Here is a 17,534-nt window from a genome sequence, read left to right as displayed (position 1 = left end):
GCCTCCTTTTTCGTTTCTTTATATTCGTTAGTCGAACCGGGTAACGTGATTGTCGCCAATTTCCCGCACCCAGATATTGCGAAAGCTTACCGGGTTTGAATGATCCTGTAGTTGGAGTGGTGCGCAACCATGTGCCTCGTAAGAGGCTGGCCCAATCCATTCGGTTTTACCCAGAATTTCAGTATGATTCTGCACCAGCACGCCGTTGTGCAGCACGGTCACATATCCGGGTTTTACCAGCTCTTCTCCATCGAACTCAGGCGCATTGAAGATAATGTCATATTCCTGCCACTCTCCGGGCTCGCGCATGGCGTTTACCAGCGGAATAGTTTGCTTATAGACACTGCCCGCCTGACCGTTGGGATAAGTCTTGTTATTGTACGAGTCCAGTACCTGGATCTCGTAGCGCTGCTGTAAAAAAATGCCGCTGTTATTTCGTTGCTGACCTTCCAGCCCGGCAACGTCTGTTGGCGTTTTCCATTCAAAATGAAGCTGGATATCACAGAAACTTTCTTTCGTTTTAATATCCCCGGTGCCAGGCTTGACTGTCATGGTGCCATTACCCACCGTCCACTGCGCGTCGCCGCCGTTTACCGATTCCCATGCTGACAGGTCAGTGCCATCGAACAGAACCACGGCGTCAGAAGGCACGTCGCCGGCTTTCGCTTCTACCACTGGTGGCACAGGCTTCCACACTTCTGTTTTTGCTGCCTGCTGTTCACGGGTAAGGCGATCATCATCCGTTGCCATCGCACAGGCAGAAAGCGCGCCAATGCCCGCCGTCAGCGTTATTAGCCCTATTGAGTGCATCTTCATTACCGTTTCCTATCTTTTAAATTTGTCATGTTTGCCACCGATGTTCAGGTCGCCCACGCTCGGTCACCTTTTTTGTAATCCAGCTCACCGTTGTAGTAGCCCGGTACCGCGACATAGCGCAATACCTTTGTGGCGCCCACTTCCGAGGTGAAAAAGGTATACAGTGACATCTGCTTCACTAAAGAAAATGCGTGAGGAAGAGGCTTGTCCGAGTCCGGCTTACGATCGCTGGGCTTGTCCGTTGCCACATCCCACAGTCCCACTTTCTTATTGTAGGCGTTCGCTTCACGGTCCAGCTCGCTCAGCAATGTTGTTTTGCTGTCGCTGTCCAGCAGCAAAAATGGTTTCCCAAACTGTGCTTTTGCACGCGTGTCGATATCGTTAAGCCCCGCTTTAAAATGCGCTCGCTGCGCGTCGGTGTAACAATCGGCAGCAATTACGGCAATTGTCGCCCCCACGTTCGCGTCTTTTGCCCCCGGCGTATCGGTTTTAGGTAAAATTACCTCTGCGACATCATTGATGAAGCTTACGTCCTCTTTCGAGAATGGCGTATCTTTTAACGGTACAGGCGGCACCTGGTCATAGGCCAGCGCAGGCATGCCTACCATGGCGGTGCCGGTAGTCACCGCTATCAGTTTCAACAGTTCACGACGTTCCATTACAGATTCCCCCGCTTCAGTTCTTCAACCGCATGATGTGCAGCTCGCGCTGTCAGCGCCATGTACGTCAGCGACGGGTTCACACACGATGCCGATGTCATACAGGCACCGTCAGTCACGTACACATTTGGCGCATCCCACACCTGGTTGTGCTTGTTCAGGACTGATGATTTCGGGTCACGCCCCATGCGGGCAGTGCCCATTTCGTGGATCCCCATGCCCGGCGCATAGTCCGCCTCAAAGCCATGGACGTTTTTGAGGCCGGCAGCTTCGAACATATCCACCGCATCCTGCTTCATGTCTTTACGCATGCGCATTTCGTTTTCGCGAATTTCTACGTCCATGGCAAGCACAGGCAGGCCCCATTTGTCCGTCACCTGTTTATTCAGATAGATACGGTTGTCGTGGTGCGGCAGCATTTCACCAAATGCGGTCATACCAATTTGCCAGTGGCCCGGTTCACTAATGGCATCTTTAAGATCTGCCCCAATGCCCAGCTCAGCGATATCCCGCCGCCAGCCCTGACGGCTGGCTGAGCCCTGATAACCAAACCCGCGCAGATAATCACGCTTATCACCGCCCCAGTTGCGGAAGCGGGGCACGTAAAATCCTGATGGGCGACGGCCATAGTAATATTTATCATCGTACCCCTCGACTTCAGCAGACGCGCCGACGCGGAAGTGGTGATCCATGACGTTATGCCCAAGCTCGCCGGAACTGCTTCCCAAGCCGCCTTCCCAGACGTCAGTGGCCGAGTTCATGAGTAGCCAGGCAGAATTAAAGGCCGATGCATTCACAAACACAATTTTGGCGTTGAATACATAGGTCTCATTGGTTTCGGCATCAATAATTTCCACGCCTGTTGCGCGCTTGCGGTCCTTATCGTACAGAATTTCTTTTACGATGGAGAAAGGTCGCAATGTCAGGTTACCGGTTTTCATTGCCATCGGCAGTGTCGAAGACTGGGTACTGAAATAGCCACCATACGGGCAGCCCAGCCAACATTTGTTGCGGTACTGACAGTTTGCCCGGCCCTGCTCAGGCTTAGGCTGAGTCATATTTGACGTTCGGCCTGAGATAATATGCCGGCTGCCTTTAAACGCTTTTTGCACGCGGGCGGCGACATCTTTCTCTACGCAGTTTAACTGAATCGCGGGCTGGAACTGCCCGTCCGGCAGCACGTCCAGTCCATCGCGGTTGCCGCTGATCCCGGCAAAGCGTTCAACATAATCGTACCAGGGTTCAACATCTTCATAGCGGATAGGCCAGTCTACGCCAACGCCCTCGCGACCATTTGCTTCAAAGTCGTCTTTGTTCAAACGATAACTCTGGCGGCCCCACAGCAGCGAGCGGCCCCCAACGTGGTAGCCCCGGTACCAGTCAAAGCGCTTGTCTTCGACGTAAGGGTTATCTTTCTCATTCGCCCACATTCCAAATGTAGACTCGTTAAGTGGATAGTCACGCTTAAGCACCGGATACTGCTCTTTCATAAGCTGCGTCGGCATATCACGATGTGGATAATCCCAGGCTTCTTTATGCGCATTATCATAGTCCTTGATATGCTCAATATTCTTGCCCCGTTCCAGCATCAGTACTTTCAGGCCTTTCTCCGTGAGTTCTTTTGCAGCCCAACCGCCGCTTATCCCCGAACCCACGACAATTGCATCGTAATTATTACTCGCCATGCTTTATCCCCTTCAGCACTACGTTGAGTGGCGTCATTACTTACACGTCACAAATCTGAATCGCCTTTCTCAGGGATTCATTTTTGCCCGCATTGGATTCTGGCGTGGGAATAAATTCCTGTGCCAGATAACCCTTGAAGCCGGTATCCATAATGGCCTGTGCGATAGCCGGATAATATAGCTCCTGGGTGTGATCAATTTCATTTCTGCCAGGCACACCCGCGGTGTGGTAATGGCCGAAATAGGGGTGGTAGTCGCGAATAGTACGGATGACATCCCCTTCGTTAATTTGCATATGATAAATGTCATAAAGCAGCTTGAAGTTGTCAGACCCTAATGCCCGACACAACTCGACACCCCAGGCTGAGTTATCAGCCATATAGTCAGGATGATCGATTTTGCTGTTAAACAACTCCATCTGGATCGTCACGTTGTGCTTTTCAGCGTGCGGCAGAATGCGCGATAAGCCATCCACGGCGTTTTTCAGACCGGTTTTGCGATCCATCCCCCGGGCATTGCCGCTGAAGCAAATCAGATTGCGATATCCTGCCTCCGCGACCAGCTCTATATGTTTGAGGTAGCGGGCTTCCAGCTCATCGTGTAATTCACGGTGAATAAAGCCGTCTTCAAGACTGATTTCCGCACCGTTACACATAGAGGAATCAATGCCGTATTTTTTCAGCACCGGCCAGTCTTCCGGCCCCACCAAATCAATCGCCGCAAAGCCCAACTCTTTGACCAGCTGACAAAGCTGCTCTATCGACAGATGGCCGTAGGTCCAGCGGCTCACTGAGTGATTCACATTACCTTTGAGTGCGCTTCCTGAATCTACTGTCATTCTGGCTCCTGCACTGCTTTTCCATGACAAGACGCCGGCACCGGCCACTGCCATGCCTTTAAGAATATTGCGACGGGTTTTATCCTGCATCGGTGCTCACCTTCTCGCCTTTGAACAGCAGCAGGAACAACACCAGCACGACGGCAGCAAAGCCTGCAGGGAACATCCAGATATCTGCCCAACTGTGGCCGGTATCCAGCGCATAAGCATCGGTAATTTGTCCGGCCACCCAAAAACCGATAAGCATACCAACGCCGTAGGTGGCCAGCGTGATAAGGCCCTGGGCTGCACTTTTGATTTTCGGTGACGCTTTGGCATCGGTATAAATTTGCCCCGAGACAAAGAAGAAGTCGTAGCAAATGCCGTGTAAGGCGATACCGATAATCAGTAGAGCTATGCCTTCATCGGCGTTGCCGTAGGCAAACAACACATACCTGAGTACCCATGCTGCCATACCAATCAGCAGGGTGAGTTTGATGCCGAAACGATTCAGAAACACAGGCAACAGCAACATGAACAGCACTTCAGATACCTGGCCGAGTGTCATCTTCCCGGTTGCATTCTCCACCCCAATCTCGGTAAGAAACGGGTTGGCGTTTTGATAATAAAAAGCCAGCGGAATACAAATCAGCACTGAAGACAGGAAGAACACCAGGAAGTTACGGTCTTTCAGCATGGCCAGCGCATCAATACCCAGTACGTCTTTCACGCCGGTTTTCTCACCCGCGCCTTTTGGCGGCGTGGCTGGCAATGTAAAGCTGAATAACCCCAGCGCCAGTGACGCGATAGCGCAGAGCATAAAGGTATTGCGCAGCATGCCATCAGCGATGCCTGAACTGGAATCCCATGAGAATACGTAGCTGATCACCAGGCCAGCAACAATCCAGCCGATGGTGCCCCAGACCCGAATTTTTCCAAACTCTTTCGACGGATCCTGCATTTGTCCGAACGAGACCGAATTCACCAGCGCCAGTGTTGGCATGTAGGCAATCATGTAACCCAGCACAAACGGATAAAACTGCGAGAAATCCTGTGCCTGATACAACATGTACATCAGTGCCGCGCCCAGTAAATGCAGCACGCCCAGAATACGTTCAGCGTTGAAATAGCGGTCGGCTATCAGCCCGATAATGAAAGGCGCGATAATCGCCCCCCACGACTGGGTAGAAAAGGCCATTCCCACCTGTCCGCCTGACGCCGACAGGGTATTCGCCAGATAGGTGCCTAATGTGACAAACCAGCCTCCCCAGATAAAAAACTGAAGAAACATCATGATGCTGAGACGTAAGGTAATCATTGTGCTTGTTATCCTTCTTTACCCGGTATGTCGCGCTTAGTCTTTAAGACCAAGGATCCGGCGATTACGCGATTCACTGCTTTGCGCTCCGGCAAAATCATCAAAGGCTTTACCAGCGCGCTGAATAATATGATCGGCAATAAAGGGAGCGCCTTCTGCGGCACCCTGTGCGGAATCTTTCAGACAGCACTCCCATTCCAGCACCGCCCAGCCATCGAACCCATATTGGGTCAGCTTGCTGAATATGCCTCTGAAATCGACCTGTCCATCGCCCAGTGAACGAAAGCGTCCCGGACGATTTACCCAGTCCTGGTAGCCGCCATAGACACCGGCACGACCGGTAGGATTGAACTCTGCATCTTTCACATGGAAGGCTTTAATACGGTCGTGATAACGATCGATAAAGTCCAGATAATCCAGTTGCTGCAGCACAAAGTGGCTGGGATCGTAAAGAATGTTTGCGCGCGGGTGATGATCAACCGCATCAAGAAACTGCTCAAAGCTGATACCGTCATGCAGGTCTTCCCCCGGATGAAGCTCATAGCATACGTCTACGCCTGCCTCTTCGAAGGCATCCAGAATCGGTAGCCAGCGTGACGCCAGTTCTTTGAAGCCTTGCTCAACCAGACCCGGCGGACGTTGCGGCCACGGATACACCAGGTGCCACATTAGCGCCCCTGAAAATGTCGCATGGGATTTCAGCCCCAGTCGCTGACTGGCCTTCGCCGCGCATTTCAGCTGATTCACAGCCCACTTGGTGCGCGCGTCAGGGTTGCCACGCACCTCCTCGGGTGCAAATCCATCGAACAATTCATCATAGGCCGGATGCACGGCGACCAACTGGCCCTGCAAGTGTGTGGAAAGCTCGGTTATCTGTACGCCCGCCTTTTCACAGTCGGCCTTGATGTTATCGCAGTACTCCTGGCTTTCTGCCGCTTTCTCTAAATCGAACAGTGAGGGGCCGGTTGGCACCTGAATGCCCTTATAACCTAATCCTGCTGCCCATTCAGCCATACCGGTAAGGGTATCGAAAGGCGCTTCATCGCCTGCAAACTGTGCCAGAAATATGGCCGGACCTTTAATTGCTGTCATCTTTCGCTCCTTACTTTACAGTTGCGGGCCGGGAACCGGCAGCCATTTGGTGTCGCTGGCGCCGCTCTCTACCATGGTCTCGATAAACGCCATACCGCGCTGACCATATACAATGCCCGGAACGCCATCAGCGGTGTGCTTGTCACCGTTTCTCACGGCTTTGGCAAATGACGTGTACAGGTTTGCCATGGCCTCCAGATACCCCTCAGGGTGCCCGCCTGGAATACGACAGCGACTTATCGCTTCGTCACATAAACCCGGCTGTCCAAGCCCGGCTCGCAGCACCTGATAGGGTGCACCAACCGGACGGAAAATCAGTGAGTTCGGTTCCATTTGCCGCCATTCCAGGCCACCTTTATCGCCATACACACGAATTTTCAGACCGTTCTCTTCACCGGCACAAACCTGGCTGGCAATCAGCACGCCACTGGCACCCGCAGTCGTTTTCAAAAACGCCGCACCATCATCGTCCAGTCGACGGTTTTCCACTACGGTATTCATTTGTGCGCATAAGTGAGACACCGTGTGTCCGGTCACAAATTCCGCCATGCTGAACGCATGCGTACCAATGTCGCCCATGCAGCCGCTACCGCCGGCCTGAGCCGGATCGGTCCGCCACGATGCCTGTTTATTGTCGGCTTCTTCAGGCGCTGACAACCAGCCCTGAGGATATTCGACCAGGATTTTGCGAACCTCACCGATTTCGCCCTGTTCAACCATATGCTTTGCCTGCCACACCATGGGATAGCCCAGATAGGTGTGCGCCAGACCATATAAGCAGTCTGACGCGTACAGCGCGTCCGCTAACGCATTGACCTCTGCGAAGTTTGCGCCGGCCGGTTTTTCGCAAAACACGTGAAAGCCATAGTGGATTGCGGCTTTGGAAATGGGTACATGCAAATGGTTTGGCGTCACAATCGCCACTACCTGCATGCGCTCGTTCTCGTCTTTCGCAGCTTCAGCTTCGAGCATATCTTCCCAGCTTGCGTAGGCTCTGTCCGGCGCAATACTCAGAGAGTCAGCGGTTCGCTGATTGTTGCCCTCGTCCCGGCTAAACGCCCCGCACACCAGTTCATACTGGCCGTCGAGTGCCGCTGCGTGACGATGCACTGCGCCGATAAAGGCACCTTCTCCACCACCGATCATCCCCAACCGGATTTTTTTCATAACTGGCATGGCTGCTCCTGTCTACAGACCGAATTGCACGCTAAATGTTGCATAATTGTAACCCTGGATTCGAATGTAACGGATTACATTTTACCTTGTCAACGGCTCTCATCGCATTTTACCCGTTTAAGCCACGCCAAATGTTAACTTAAGGTAACAAGATCCACCCCCAGATAAAGAAAAAGCTGTTTTTTTCTGGTAATTTCAGTCATTTTAAGTATTATTTTTACACAAATGTTAACGGTTACATTTATCAACACGGACGATTTGACAGGAAATTAGCCACTTATGCCCAATATTCGTGAAGTCGCAGACCACGCCGGAGTTTCGGTAGCGACGGTTTCAAGAACACTGCAACAGCCACAACGCGTATCGCCGAAAACACGGCAACGGGTAATGGAGGCGGTAGCGGCGACCGGATATAAACCCAATTTGATGGCGGTGAAGTTTCGTTCGGGGAAATCACACAATATCGTGGTACTGGTACCCACCGTTGCCAACGTCTTTTTTGCGCGGGTGATCAGCGGCATGCAGGAAGCGGCAGCCGAGCAGGGCTATGCCATTTTGCTGGCGAACACCATGGGCCGAAGCGATATTGAGGATGACTACACCAAGATGGTACAGACAGCACAAGCTGACGGTCTTATTCAGTTACGTGCCCACAACCCGTTTGATGTCAGTATGACTAACGCAAATGGCCTGCTTCCCATGGTGAATGCCTGTGAAGTCTTAGACAACATTCCCTGCCCAACGGTTACCCTGGATAACCGGGCAGCAGCGAGGGTAATGACAGAACACCTGTTGTCACTTGGCCATACCCGTATTGCATTAATAAAAGGACCACAAGGTAGTCCGCTTACCCGTGAACGACTGGCCGGGTACAGAGACGCCCTTTCCGAAGCGAACATTCAATACGATGAGTCGTTGTTGTTTCCCGGTGATTTTACACTTCGTTCCGGCTTCGATGCCGCGACTTCCATTCTAAAAGCTGCCCAGCGACCAACTGCCGTATTCTGTGAAAACGACGAAACGGCCATCGGGGCAATGCAGCGCTTCAAGCAGGCCGGATTATCGATTCCTGATGATATTTCGGTGGCGGGCTTTGACGATATTGATTTTGCTGCCTATGCGGATCCGCCTCTTACGACGATTTCGCAACCGGCTGAAGAGTTTGGCCGCACCGCGGTCTCGCAGCTGATAGATGTACTGAATGGCAAAACCCGCCGGGCGCCTAAAATCATTATTCCGTTTGATCTGGTCGTTCGCAGAAGCACCGGCCCGGTTCCCGTTACGCAACAACAACACGCTCTTAAGGAGAAAGCAGAATGACGCAGTTTGATGGACGTTCAAAATCCCAACTGGTTCGCCGCCAGTTTCTGAAATGCACTGCCGGAGCGTTTGCTCTGGCAACACTTCCGCTGGGAATGGCTAAAGCGGCAAGCACCGCCCGCTTACCCGTCGGACTGCAGCTTTATACGTTGCGTGACATGATGACGATAAGCGTACCAGCCACGCTGGAACTGGCTTCGGCGGTAGGCTATACCGATATGGAATTTGCCGGCTACTTTGGTTACAACGCCAAGCAAATAAAACAGCTACTCAACGAAACCGGTCTCAAAGCGCCCTCAGCACATATTCCGCTGACCGAGTTTGAAAAAGGGTTAGACAGCATCATTGAGGATGCCAAAACCGTGGGGCATCATTATGTTGTTTTGCCCTACCTGACCGAGGCCCAGCGCGGTACTAAAATCGACACCTACTATCAGCTGGCAGAAAAGCTGAATCGCTGGGGAGAGGCACTGAAGAAAGAAGATATTCAACTGGCCTATCACAATCACGATTTTGAGTTTGAAACACGCGATGGTGAAGTGCCTTATGATGTGCTTCTGAATGAAACGGATGCTGAAAACGTAAAAATGGAGCTGGATCTGTACTGGACCGTGAAAGCCAAACAGGATCCGCTTGCACTGTTCAACCAGCATCCCGGACGCTTCCCACTGTGGCATGTTAAAGACATGGATACACAGGGCGAGTTCGCCGATGTTGGCACCGGCACGATAGATTTCAAATCCATCTTTGCCCACGCCAGTAAAGCCGGACTGGAGTTTCCGTTTGTTGAGCGCGACCAGACTGACGATCGCCTGCGCACGATTCGCCAGGGCTTTGACGGCCTGTCCGCACTACGCAAGTAACTCGCATCACGATATTTCCGGTCAGCACCCCGCTGACCGGCCTGCTTGCGCATTGCTTTGACGGCGTTTGCCAATATCTTGTGTCGCTTTACCAAACGCAGTTACACTAGTCACCTCATCCCCGGCATGTCAGGTTTTTCCGGCAGTGCTTAGAGTAGACATTTCCTGTGACTGCGTTGTCAGTCACGTGTAGTAGGAGCGTGTATGACAGCTACCCTTAGTCAGTTCAGCCAATGGCTGTCCCAGTATTATTCCGAACTCAGCCTGATGCTGATGGCCACGATTCTGGTGGTATACGGCGATGTAGTAAACAAACATGCTAAAGCGCTGATGTCTTCCTGGCACTTTGTCATTCGCACAATCGCATTTGTGCTGCTTTGCGCTTTTGGTTATGGCCTGATGACATTATATGGCGCGCCATTTTTACTGCACATAATCAAATATCTTCCATGGCACCTGCAAGGTGTCGGGTTTGTATCCGCCTTCATTCTTCTTGGCATACTGGCTGAAAAACGTCGGTACATGTAGTCGCTGCCCCTATTAACGACGACTGCGTGGCTTTCGTAGCAAAACCTTTTGCCACGCAATTGCCTGTGTAATCAGGCGCGTTACTGTATTCGTCATGGCCGCACTACCAATTTCAGATCATTGCGGATGGGAACCGGGCGATGTTCAGGCATAAAAAAACCGGATAACGTTATCCGGTTTTTTATAGACGATTGAGGAAGATGCGAATAATTCTATCGTCACATCTTCCTTAACAAGGACGTTATTTCTTGAGGTACTCTCGGATCACATAATGCAATATGCCGCCATGTTCAAAGTAGGTGAACTCATTAGCAGTGTCGATGCGCACATCCATCATCACCTTCTTGGTCTCACCGTCGTCTGACGTTATCACCACTTCAACTTCTTTCTGACCTTTAGACACCGCGCCGATAGAGAAACTTTCGTCGCCGCCGATCTCCAGTGATGACGCACTGTCTCCCGCCTTAAACTGCAATGGTAATATGCCCATACCAATCAGGTTAGAGCGGTGGATGCGTTCATAGCTTTCAGCCATTACCGCGCGCACACCCATCAACGCTGGGCCTTTTGCAGCCCAATCACGACTGGAGCCGGTACCGTATTCCTTACCGCCAACAACTACGGCCGCAATGCCATCATCCTTATAGCGCATCGCCGCGTGGAAGATAGACATCGGATCGCCGCTGGGATAGTGCGTTGTCGCACTGCCCGTCGTGCCCGGTGCCAGCTGATTTTTCAGCCTGACATTGGCAAACGTACCGCGCATCATCACTTCGTGATTACCACGGCGTGAACCATAGGAGTTAAAGTCGCTCGGGTCGACACCCTGTTCCTGCAGGTATTCGCCGGCAGGGCTTTCCGGGGCAATCGCGCCGGCCGGGGAAATGTGATCAGTAGTTATCGAGTCCCCCACTTTCACCAGACAGCGCGCTTTTTCGATGCCCTGAATCGCTTCCGGCTTCTCTCCCATGCCCTGGAAGAAAGGCGGGTGCTTGATGTAAGTAGAGTCCGGCCAGTCATAAACAGATGTTGAGGAGACATCCAGGTTATTCCAGATCTCATTGCCTTTGAACACATCGGCGTACTTGGCTTTAAATAAATCGCCGGATACAAACTCACGCACCATTGACTGTATTTCATCTTCCGTCGGCCAGATATCTTTCAGATAGACAGGTTTTCCGTCTTTACTCTGACCCAGAGGCTCGGTAGTGATGTCTATTTTCATATTACCGGCCAGCGCATACGCGACAACCAACGGCGGCGAAGCCAGATAGTTGGCGGCAACATCAGGGTGAATACGCCCTTCGAAATTACGGTTTCCGGACAGTACAGATGTCACGGTTAGTTTGGCCTTGCGAACGGCATCGCTTATTTCGTCCGGTAGCGGGCCAGAGTTACCAATACAGGTAGTACAGCCGTATCCCACCAGGTTGAAGCCCAGTGCTTCCAATGGTTCCATCAGTCCGGCATCTTCCAGATACTGCGTCACCACCTGCGATCCGGGCGCCAGAGACGTTTTCACCCAAGGCTTACGGACCAGCCCAAGTTCCACAGCTTTTTTCGCGACCAGACCGGCACCAACCAGCACGGAAGGGTTTGAGGTGTTGGTACAGCTGGTAATTGCTGCGATGACAATAGCGCCATCTTCTAAATTAAATTTATTACCACGGAATTCCACATACGAATCATGCTCTTCGTCCAACTCGGGCGTTGCGCCGCCTTCAGCCACAAAGTCTTTCTCTTCATCCAGCACTTTCACATCCAGCTGCGACTGATACCAGTCTGTGAATGCGCCAGCGGCCTGTGCCAGTGGAATACGATCCTGTGGACGCTTGGGACCGGCAATCGACGGTACAACGTCGCTTAAATCCAGCTCCAGTGTCTCGTGGTAAGTCGCATCTTTAGTATGGTCGTCATGCCACAGGTTGGCTGATTTCGCGTAGCTTTCTACCAGCTCAATCTGCTCATCGCTACGGCCAGTCAGCTTCAGGTAATCCAGTGCGACTTCATCAATCGGGAAAATACCGCAAGTGGCACCATACTCTGGTGCCATGTTCGCAATGGTGGCGCGATCGGCAGTTGTCAGGTGTTTCAGACCCGGCCCGAAGAATTCTACGAACTTACCCACTACACCGTGGTTTCGCAGCTGTTCGGTAATCGTCAGCACCATGTCCGTTGCCGTGACACCCGCCGGAAGCTTTCCGGTCAGACGGAATCCGACCACTTTTGGAAGCAGCATTGTGACAGGCTGACCCAGCATTGCAGCTTCAGCCTCAATGCCGCCTACGCCCCAGCCGAGGATCCCCAGACCATTTATCATAGTGGTATGGGAATCGGTTCCCACCAGCGTGTCAGGGTAAACATAGGTGGTGTCGCCATCTTGCTTGGTGAAAGCGCAACGCGCCAGATATTCCAGATTCACCTGATGCACGATACCGCGACCTGGCGGTACCACTTTAAAATTATCAAAAGAAGATTGTCCCCATTTCAGGAACTGATAGCGTTCACGGTTACGCTGAATTTCAACGTCCGTATTTTTGTCAAATGCGTCTTCTTCGGCGAAATAGTCCACCATTACGGAGTGGTCGATAACCAGTTCCACCGGATTAAGAGGATTGATAGCCTGAGCATCACCGCCCAGCGTATCAACTGCATCCCGCATCGCGGCCAGGTCTACAATCGCCGGTACACCGGTAAAGTCCTGCAAAATAACCCGTGCCGGAACAAAGGAGATTTCCTGTTCGGCGTCGTCACTGGTATCCCATTTAGCGACATGATCGATATCTGCGCTGTCTACGAACTCCTCGTTTTCGTGCCGAAGCAGGTTTTCAAGGAGGATTTTAATGCAGAATGGGAGGCGCCCGAGGTCATAGTTCTGAGCTACCTTGTCGAAACTGATGGCCTGATAGTCTTTGCCACCTACGCTGAGCTGAGAATAGGATTGATATTTCACGCGTTCACCGTCCTTTTGATATTTGCCTGTTGATGCGTTCGGGCAGGATCGCCCGCGCAATAGCCGTATTTTTATCAGGTGTATACGAAACAAAATGGCAAAAAAGTTCACCCCAGATTCTGATGAAGGTTTGAATACGTTTATAGCCGTTCAGTTTGAGTTTGGGTATTTACCTTCTAAGCTGGTCAACAATATTTTAACATTCGGTTTCATCCATACCGCGATCACGCTATGCTTTTCGTTATGGAAACAATAACAATGCGCTATGGCCTGGAAGAAGCAACACCCTCTCATCGATAAACTACACCTTCAACCACATCCTGAGGGCGGTTACTATCGACAAATTTTCAGTTCCAGTTACACGGTGCGATCCCATGCACATGGCGAAGAGCGGCCTGCGCTCACTCACATTTATTTTCTGCTGCTGGAGGGCCAGGTCAGTCGCTTTCACCGGGTACTGCATGATGAAATCTGGAACCACTATGAAGGTGCGCCGCTACGCCTCTATCAGATCCAGCAACAGCAATTAAAAGAATCCCGTCTTGGAGGCGAAGAGGATGACTACGCCTGCGTAGTGCCCGCTGGTTATTTCCAGGCAGCGGAATCCGCCGGCGACTATTCTCTGGTAGGATGCTCGGTAGCACCGGGGTTTGATTTTGCTGATTTCAGCTTTATTGATGAGCCATCGCTGTCTGCCTGGATCGAAGTCGCACATCCACAAATGCAGCGTTTTCTGTAAGTTGCTGTAACTTGAGACATGACATCCTTACAACGCAGACACGGTAGCTTCACCCTGTCTGCGCGGCGTTGTTTCCATACCACCATTCTGATCTGAATTACGTTTTCAGCTGGTATTATCTCCTCGTCTGCGCTGGATTTTTAGCGTGTGATCAAGGATGATAAGGCCAACTTATCATCCGCGTTGATGCCAAACGCTGCGATGCATTCTGCACATTTTCATTCAACTCATACCAACGGGTATCTCAACTATGTATAAACTGGTACTTATTCGTCATGGAGAAAGTCAGTGGAATCTGGAAAACCGATTCACTGGCTGGCACGACGTCGACTTGACTGACACCGGTGTAGCACAGGCTACTACCGCCGGCAAACTGATGAAAGAAGCTGGCTTTGAATTTGACCTGGCGTACACCTCTGTGCTGCTGCGCGCAATCAAAACCCTGAACATCGCGCTGGAAGAAATGGGTCAGCACTATATTCCGGTAGAGCGTCACTGGCGGCTGAACGAGCGTCATTACGGTGGTCTTACTGGTCTGGATAAAGCAGAGACAGCAGAAAAGCATGGCGAAGAGCAGGTGAAAATCTGGCGTCGCAGTTTTGATGTACCGCCTCCGTTTGTCGACGACGACAGCGAGCATTTCCCGGGTCATGACCGCCGCTACAGCCATGTCGATCAGGACATCCTGCCGCGTGGTGAAAGCCTCAAGCTAACCATTGAGCGTGTACTGCCTTACTGGCATGATCAAATCCGCCCTGCGATCCAGGACGGCAAGCGCATTATCATCGCTGCGCACGGTAACAGCCTGCGTGCTCTGGTGAAGTATCTTGATGGCATGTCTGACGAAGACGTACTGAGCCTGAACATTCCTACCGGCGTGCCTTTAGTGTACGAGCTGGATGAGAATATGAAGCCAATTTCAAAAGAGTACCTTGGTGACGCTGATGCCATCAAAGAAATGATGGATGCGGTAGCCAAGCAAGGCAGCAAGAAGTAACGCAGTCTTCTTTGCAGCGCCTTATCGCGCAGTACGACACATCCAAAAAAAGGGCCGCAAGGGCCCTTTTTTATTATCTCATCGTTTTACGTCAGATTGCCGTCAGGCTCGCCTGACGTTTTTTCGGTTTTCGCACTACTGCAACCACGCATAGCTTAACTTCATAAATACTGATTTTTCAGATTCGGTAAGTTCCTGAAGCGGCGCTTCCTGTATTCCCGAGCTGGCTACGCCGACAAAGAACTTGGTGAGTGGATTGACCTTATACGAATACAACAACTGAAGGCCAAAAGACCGCGTAAGCGGCTCAACCTCAGCGTCATAATTATCCGGGTTGCGGTGGATGTTAGTGTAAGCTGCTATCAGTCTGACAAACTGACGCGGATCGAACTGATACGTCACCCGGATATCGCTCAGACGCGCGGTAAATAACTGCACATCTTCCACGTCTAAGTCGCTGTAGGTATGGCGAAGACGCACTTGCGTGTGCTTCCCAAGATTCATATCCAGCTGCGATTCGGTGTAGAGCTGCTCGCCTAACCGGTTGTTGGCAAAGTCGATTTGATCGCCGCTACGAACAAACGTATTGAAAAAAACGAAAGGGCTGGGTCGTGACTCGACATAAAAACTGGTTGAGGACTCTTCGAACAGCGAAGTGTTTCCATCCACCATGAGCACAGACGGATCAAAACGCAAACCCACCCGCTCGCGCTTTACATGACCTAACTCAACAAATGACTGCATAGTGCCCCGAATACTGATATACGCTTCCAGTTCCCGCTCTAGCAGCTCACCATTGTCGTTGTGTGAGATGTCCCAGTCGCCGTTAATGCGAATTCGGTTCCACCAGCTTTTGTCGTTCCACCACATATAGCCGCCACCAAAAACAGATTTGTGAAAGTCCGCTTTGGTTTCAAAGCCGAGGTCGGCACGAAAATCGCTATCGTTGGCATAATGGTCAGCACGCACAAACCAGTCGCGCTCTTCATGAATGTAATTTACCCGCCAGGAGGACCCGGTAAACGCCTCGTCATGACGCGTGCGAATTGCCGTTTCGCTGGAGTCCTCGCTGCTGATGCAGTCGTTATCGCAAAAATCCTGATAAAGCGTGAACGGGTATTGGGTATCAGATATCACATACTGCGCCCGCAGGGTGTCCTGCGGCGTAATACGATACTTGGCATCCACGCCACTTACGTAGTTATGGTACTCATCAGCATCTCGCAGCGTCGACACCATACCGATAGACAAATCGTTACTAACGTCGTAACGGTAGCGAAACGCGGCATTTACCGTCTCACTATTAATTTCTGCCACGCTGGAACTTAAATTACCCGGCACGATAAAGCGGGTTACCTGATCGTCTGCCACAAACGCGCCAAAGGTGTGATCGCCCAGCTGGCCGGTTAGCTTGGCACCGTAATCCGGCGTCGCGATATTGCGCGTGTAGACCAGCGTCTGGTTTGTTGAAAAATACCCCGCGTTTTCGACGAAGAAAGGCCTGCGCTCATCAAAATACAATGAAAAGGTATTGTTGATACTGACCTGCGCTACGTCTGCCTCCACCTGTGAGAAGTCCGGATTAAGCGTTGCCTGCAACGACACCTGCGGCGTAATGCCCCACTTGATATCCAGTCCCAGCTCTTTGGCTTCGGTATCGTCCCACTCGCGCGTTTCAAACGGATCCCGGGACTTGCCTTTACCCAGCACTATCGTCGGCACGATTGCCAGGTTGTTGCTTTGCGTGGCAGACTCGAAACCTTCCACATCGCCCATCTGGCAGAGCATACAGGCATTATTTCTGTCCAGCGGCAGATTCGACAGTCGTAAGCGGTCTTCTCTGGGATAAAAACGCACGAACTCCGCGCCCCAGGTCTTGCTTCGCTCACCTTCTTTGAAATTCAGTGTGCGAAGGGGTATGGCCATTTCCACCACATAACCGGTGTCAGTAATTTTTCCGGCAGACTCCCAAATGGCGTTCCAGCTGTCGCTTTCGTTGCCGGTCATCTCGTTTTCAATCGCGTCAGCCTGAACGCCCAGCGGATTGACAAAAAACTGATAGGCAAGCCGCTCGTTATTAAACGTATCCAGCTTGACGCCGACTAAGTCGTCACTCCAGATACGGTCGCGATCCCGATAAAAAGCGCTGATAGCAGCAGGATCCGGATCGCTGGCAATAAACGCAATATGCAGATTGTCGCCATCTTCGAATATCAGCACATCGGTTTTTACTGGTGCGGCGGTGTTTTCAAATGGACGCGTCACAAATCCCAGTGAAAGGCGGTTAGCTTTAAGCCACTGCGACTCATCGAGGGTGCCATCCACGCGCATGTCACCCTCAATAAACGGGATGAAAGTCGCGGTGTCCTCGTTCATACCAAATGGCTTGCTGGACGGTGTTTCTTGCTTTTGCTCTGTGGGGGGCGTTGTCTGCTCTGGCTCATCCACACCCGCAACGGCGCTGGCAAACCCTCCCCATCCCAGGAGAAGTGCCGCGGCAATGCGCTGGTACATAGTATTACCTGTTTCTTGTTATTTTAGCGCCGCGGATTGTGCCATAAACAGGAAAAG

Annotated in this window: 14 protein-coding genes; 5 read left to right on the top strand and 9 right to left on the bottom strand. The window is 51.7% G+C overall.

What is annotated here, in order from left to right; genetic code table 11:
• Nucleotides 1–27 precede the first annotated feature (27 nt).
• Genes JKP77_RS10875 through JKP77_RS10845 form a run of 7 tightly spaced genes read right to left on the bottom strand, consistent with a single transcriptional unit; the run spans nt 28 to nt 7,554 of the window.
• The gene (locus tag JKP77_RS10875; RefSeq protein ID WP_218311198.1) at nt 28–816 is read right to left on the bottom strand and encodes a 3-keto-disaccharide hydrolase; all 789 of its coding nucleotides are present in this window, start codon (nt 814–816) and stop codon (nt 28–30) included.
• A 44-nt stretch (nt 817–860) separates the two neighbouring features.
• Nucleotides 861–1,475: a gluconate 2-dehydrogenase subunit 3 family protein gene (locus tag JKP77_RS10870; RefSeq protein WP_218311197.1), complete on the bottom strand. Its 615-nt coding sequence runs from the start codon at nt 1,473–1,475 to the stop codon at nt 861–863.
• Entirely contained in the window at nt 1,475–3,160 is a 1,686-nt protein-coding gene (locus JKP77_RS10865; RefSeq protein WP_218311196.1) for a GMC oxidoreductase, read from the bottom strand. The genes JKP77_RS10870 and JKP77_RS10865 overlap by 1 nt, the downstream gene beginning before the upstream one ends.
• Before the next feature lie 40 nt (nt 3,161–3,200).
• Nucleotides 3,201–4,088 (bottom strand): hydroxypyruvate isomerase family protein, encoded by an 888-nt coding sequence (locus tag JKP77_RS10860; RefSeq protein WP_218311195.1) that lies wholly within the window; start codon nt 4,086–4,088, stop codon nt 3,201–3,203.
• Nucleotides 4,078–5,295, bottom strand: a complete 1,218-nt coding sequence (locus JKP77_RS10855; RefSeq protein WP_218311194.1) for a nucleoside permease — start codon at nt 5,293–5,295, stop codon at nt 4,078–4,080. Before JKP77_RS10855 ends, JKP77_RS10860 begins: the two co-directional genes overlap by 11 nt.
• 36 nt (nt 5,296–5,331) lie before the next feature.
• Nucleotides 5,332–6,387: a sugar phosphate isomerase/epimerase family protein gene (locus JKP77_RS10850; protein WP_218311193.1), complete on the bottom strand. Its 1,056-nt coding sequence runs from the start codon at nt 6,385–6,387 to the stop codon at nt 5,332–5,334.
• Between the two features lie 15 nt (nt 6,388–6,402).
• Nucleotides 6,403–7,554, bottom strand: coding sequence for a Gfo/Idh/MocA family protein (locus JKP77_RS10845; RefSeq protein ID WP_218311288.1), 1,152 nt, complete (start codon nt 7,552–7,554; stop codon nt 6,403–6,405).
• 288 nt (nt 7,555–7,842) lie between these two features.
• On the opposite strand from JKP77_RS10845, the gene JKP77_RS10840 reads away from it, so the two are divergent.
• The 3 genes from JKP77_RS10840 (at nt 7,843) to JKP77_RS10830 (ending at nt 10,274) form a co-directional block, all read left to right on the top strand.
• Nucleotides 7,843–8,883, top strand: coding sequence for a LacI family DNA-binding transcriptional regulator (locus JKP77_RS10840; protein WP_218311192.1), 1,041 nt, complete (start codon nt 7,843–7,845; stop codon nt 8,881–8,883).
• Complete coding sequence (locus tag JKP77_RS10835) at nt 8,880–9,746, top strand: sugar phosphate isomerase/epimerase family protein (protein WP_218311191.1); 867 nt, start codon at nt 8,880–8,882, stop codon at nt 9,744–9,746. The genes JKP77_RS10840 and JKP77_RS10835 overlap by 4 nt, the downstream gene beginning before the upstream one ends.
• Nucleotides 9,747–9,950: 204 nt before the next feature.
• Nucleotides 9,951–10,274: a DUF3392 family protein gene (locus JKP77_RS10830; protein WP_218311190.1), complete on the top strand. Its 324-nt coding sequence runs from the start codon at nt 9,951–9,953 to the stop codon at nt 10,272–10,274.
• 241 nt (nt 10,275–10,515) lie between these two features.
• Here JKP77_RS10830 and acnA read toward each other — a convergent pair whose 3' ends face one another.
• Nucleotides 10,516–13,227 carry an aconitate hydratase AcnA gene (gene acnA / locus JKP77_RS10825; RefSeq protein WP_218311189.1) on the bottom strand — a complete coding sequence of 904 codons (2,712 nt, stop codon included), beginning with the start codon at nt 13,225–13,227 and terminating at the stop codon, nt 10,516–10,518.
• A 265-nt stretch (nt 13,228–13,492) separates the two neighbouring features.
• Between acnA and JKP77_RS10820 the strand changes: the two genes are divergently transcribed.
• Together JKP77_RS10820 and gpmA are read left to right on the top strand one after the other, a co-directional pair.
• Entirely contained in the window at nt 13,493–13,966 is a 474-nt protein-coding gene (locus tag JKP77_RS10820; RefSeq protein ID WP_218311188.1) for a cupin domain-containing protein, read from the top strand.
• A gap of 250 nt (nt 13,967–14,216) precedes the next feature.
• On the top strand, nt 14,217–14,963 hold the full coding sequence (gene gpmA, locus JKP77_RS10815; protein WP_218311187.1) for a 2,3-diphosphoglycerate-dependent phosphoglycerate mutase: 747 nt from the start codon (nt 14,217–14,219) through the stop codon (nt 14,961–14,963).
• A gap of 135 nt (nt 14,964–15,098) precedes the next feature.
• On the opposite strand, the gene JKP77_RS10810 is transcribed toward gpmA, so the two are convergent.
• On the bottom strand, nt 15,099–17,477 hold the full coding sequence (locus JKP77_RS10810) for a carbohydrate binding family 9 domain-containing protein (RefSeq protein ID WP_218311186.1): 2,379 nt from the start codon (nt 17,475–17,477) through the stop codon (nt 15,099–15,101).
• Nucleotides 17,478–17,534 lie beyond the last annotated feature (57 nt).

The organism is Alteromonas antoniana (assembly GCF_019249295.1).
Taxonomy (GTDB): domain Bacteria; phylum Pseudomonadota; class Gammaproteobacteria; order Enterobacterales; family Alteromonadaceae; genus Alteromonas; species Alteromonas antoniana.
The sequence above is the reverse complement of the archived record's forward strand: the minus strand, read 5'-3'. Positions and strand labels throughout refer to the sequence as shown.

Coding starts and splice junctions, on each gene's coding strand:
- JKP77_RS10875 (WP_218311198.1), bottom strand. CDS start 816: ATGAAGATGCACTCAATAGGGCTAATAACGCTGACGGCGGGCATTGGC.
- JKP77_RS10870 (WP_218311197.1), bottom strand. CDS start 1,475: ATGGAACGTCGTGAACTGTTGAAACTGATAGCGGTGACTACCGGCACC.
- JKP77_RS10865 (WP_218311196.1), bottom strand. CDS start 3,160: ATGGCGAGTAATAATTACGATGCAATTGTCGTGGGTTCGGGGATAAGC.
- JKP77_RS10860 (WP_218311195.1), bottom strand. CDS start 4,088: ATGCAGGATAAAACCCGTCGCAATATTCTTAAAGGCATGGCAGTGGCC.
- JKP77_RS10855 (WP_218311194.1), bottom strand. CDS start 5,295: ATGATTACCTTACGTCTCAGCATCATGATGTTTCTTCAGTTTTTTATC.
- JKP77_RS10850 (WP_218311193.1), bottom strand. CDS start 6,387: ATGACAGCAATTAAAGGTCCGGCCATATTTCTGGCACAGTTTGCAGGC.
- JKP77_RS10845 (WP_218311288.1), bottom strand. CDS start 7,554: ATGAAAAAAATCCGGTTGGGGATGATCGGTGGTGGAGAAGGTGCCTTT.
- JKP77_RS10840 (WP_218311192.1), top strand. CDS start 7,843: ATGCCCAATATTCGTGAAGTCGCAGACCACGCCGGAGTTTCGGTAGCG.
- JKP77_RS10835 (WP_218311191.1), top strand. CDS start 8,880: ATGACGCAGTTTGATGGACGTTCAAAATCCCAACTGGTTCGCCGCCAG.
- JKP77_RS10830 (WP_218311190.1), top strand. CDS start 9,951: ATGACAGCTACCCTTAGTCAGTTCAGCCAATGGCTGTCCCAGTATTAT.
- JKP77_RS10820 (WP_218311188.1), top strand. CDS start 13,493: ATGGCCTGGAAGAAGCAACACCCTCTCATCGATAAACTACACCTTCAA.
- gpmA (WP_218311187.1), top strand. CDS start 14,217: ATGTATAAACTGGTACTTATTCGTCATGGAGAAAGTCAGTGGAATCTG.
- JKP77_RS10810 (WP_218311186.1), bottom strand. CDS start 17,477: ATGTACCAGCGCATTGCCGCGGCACTTCTCCTGGGATGGGGAGGGTTT.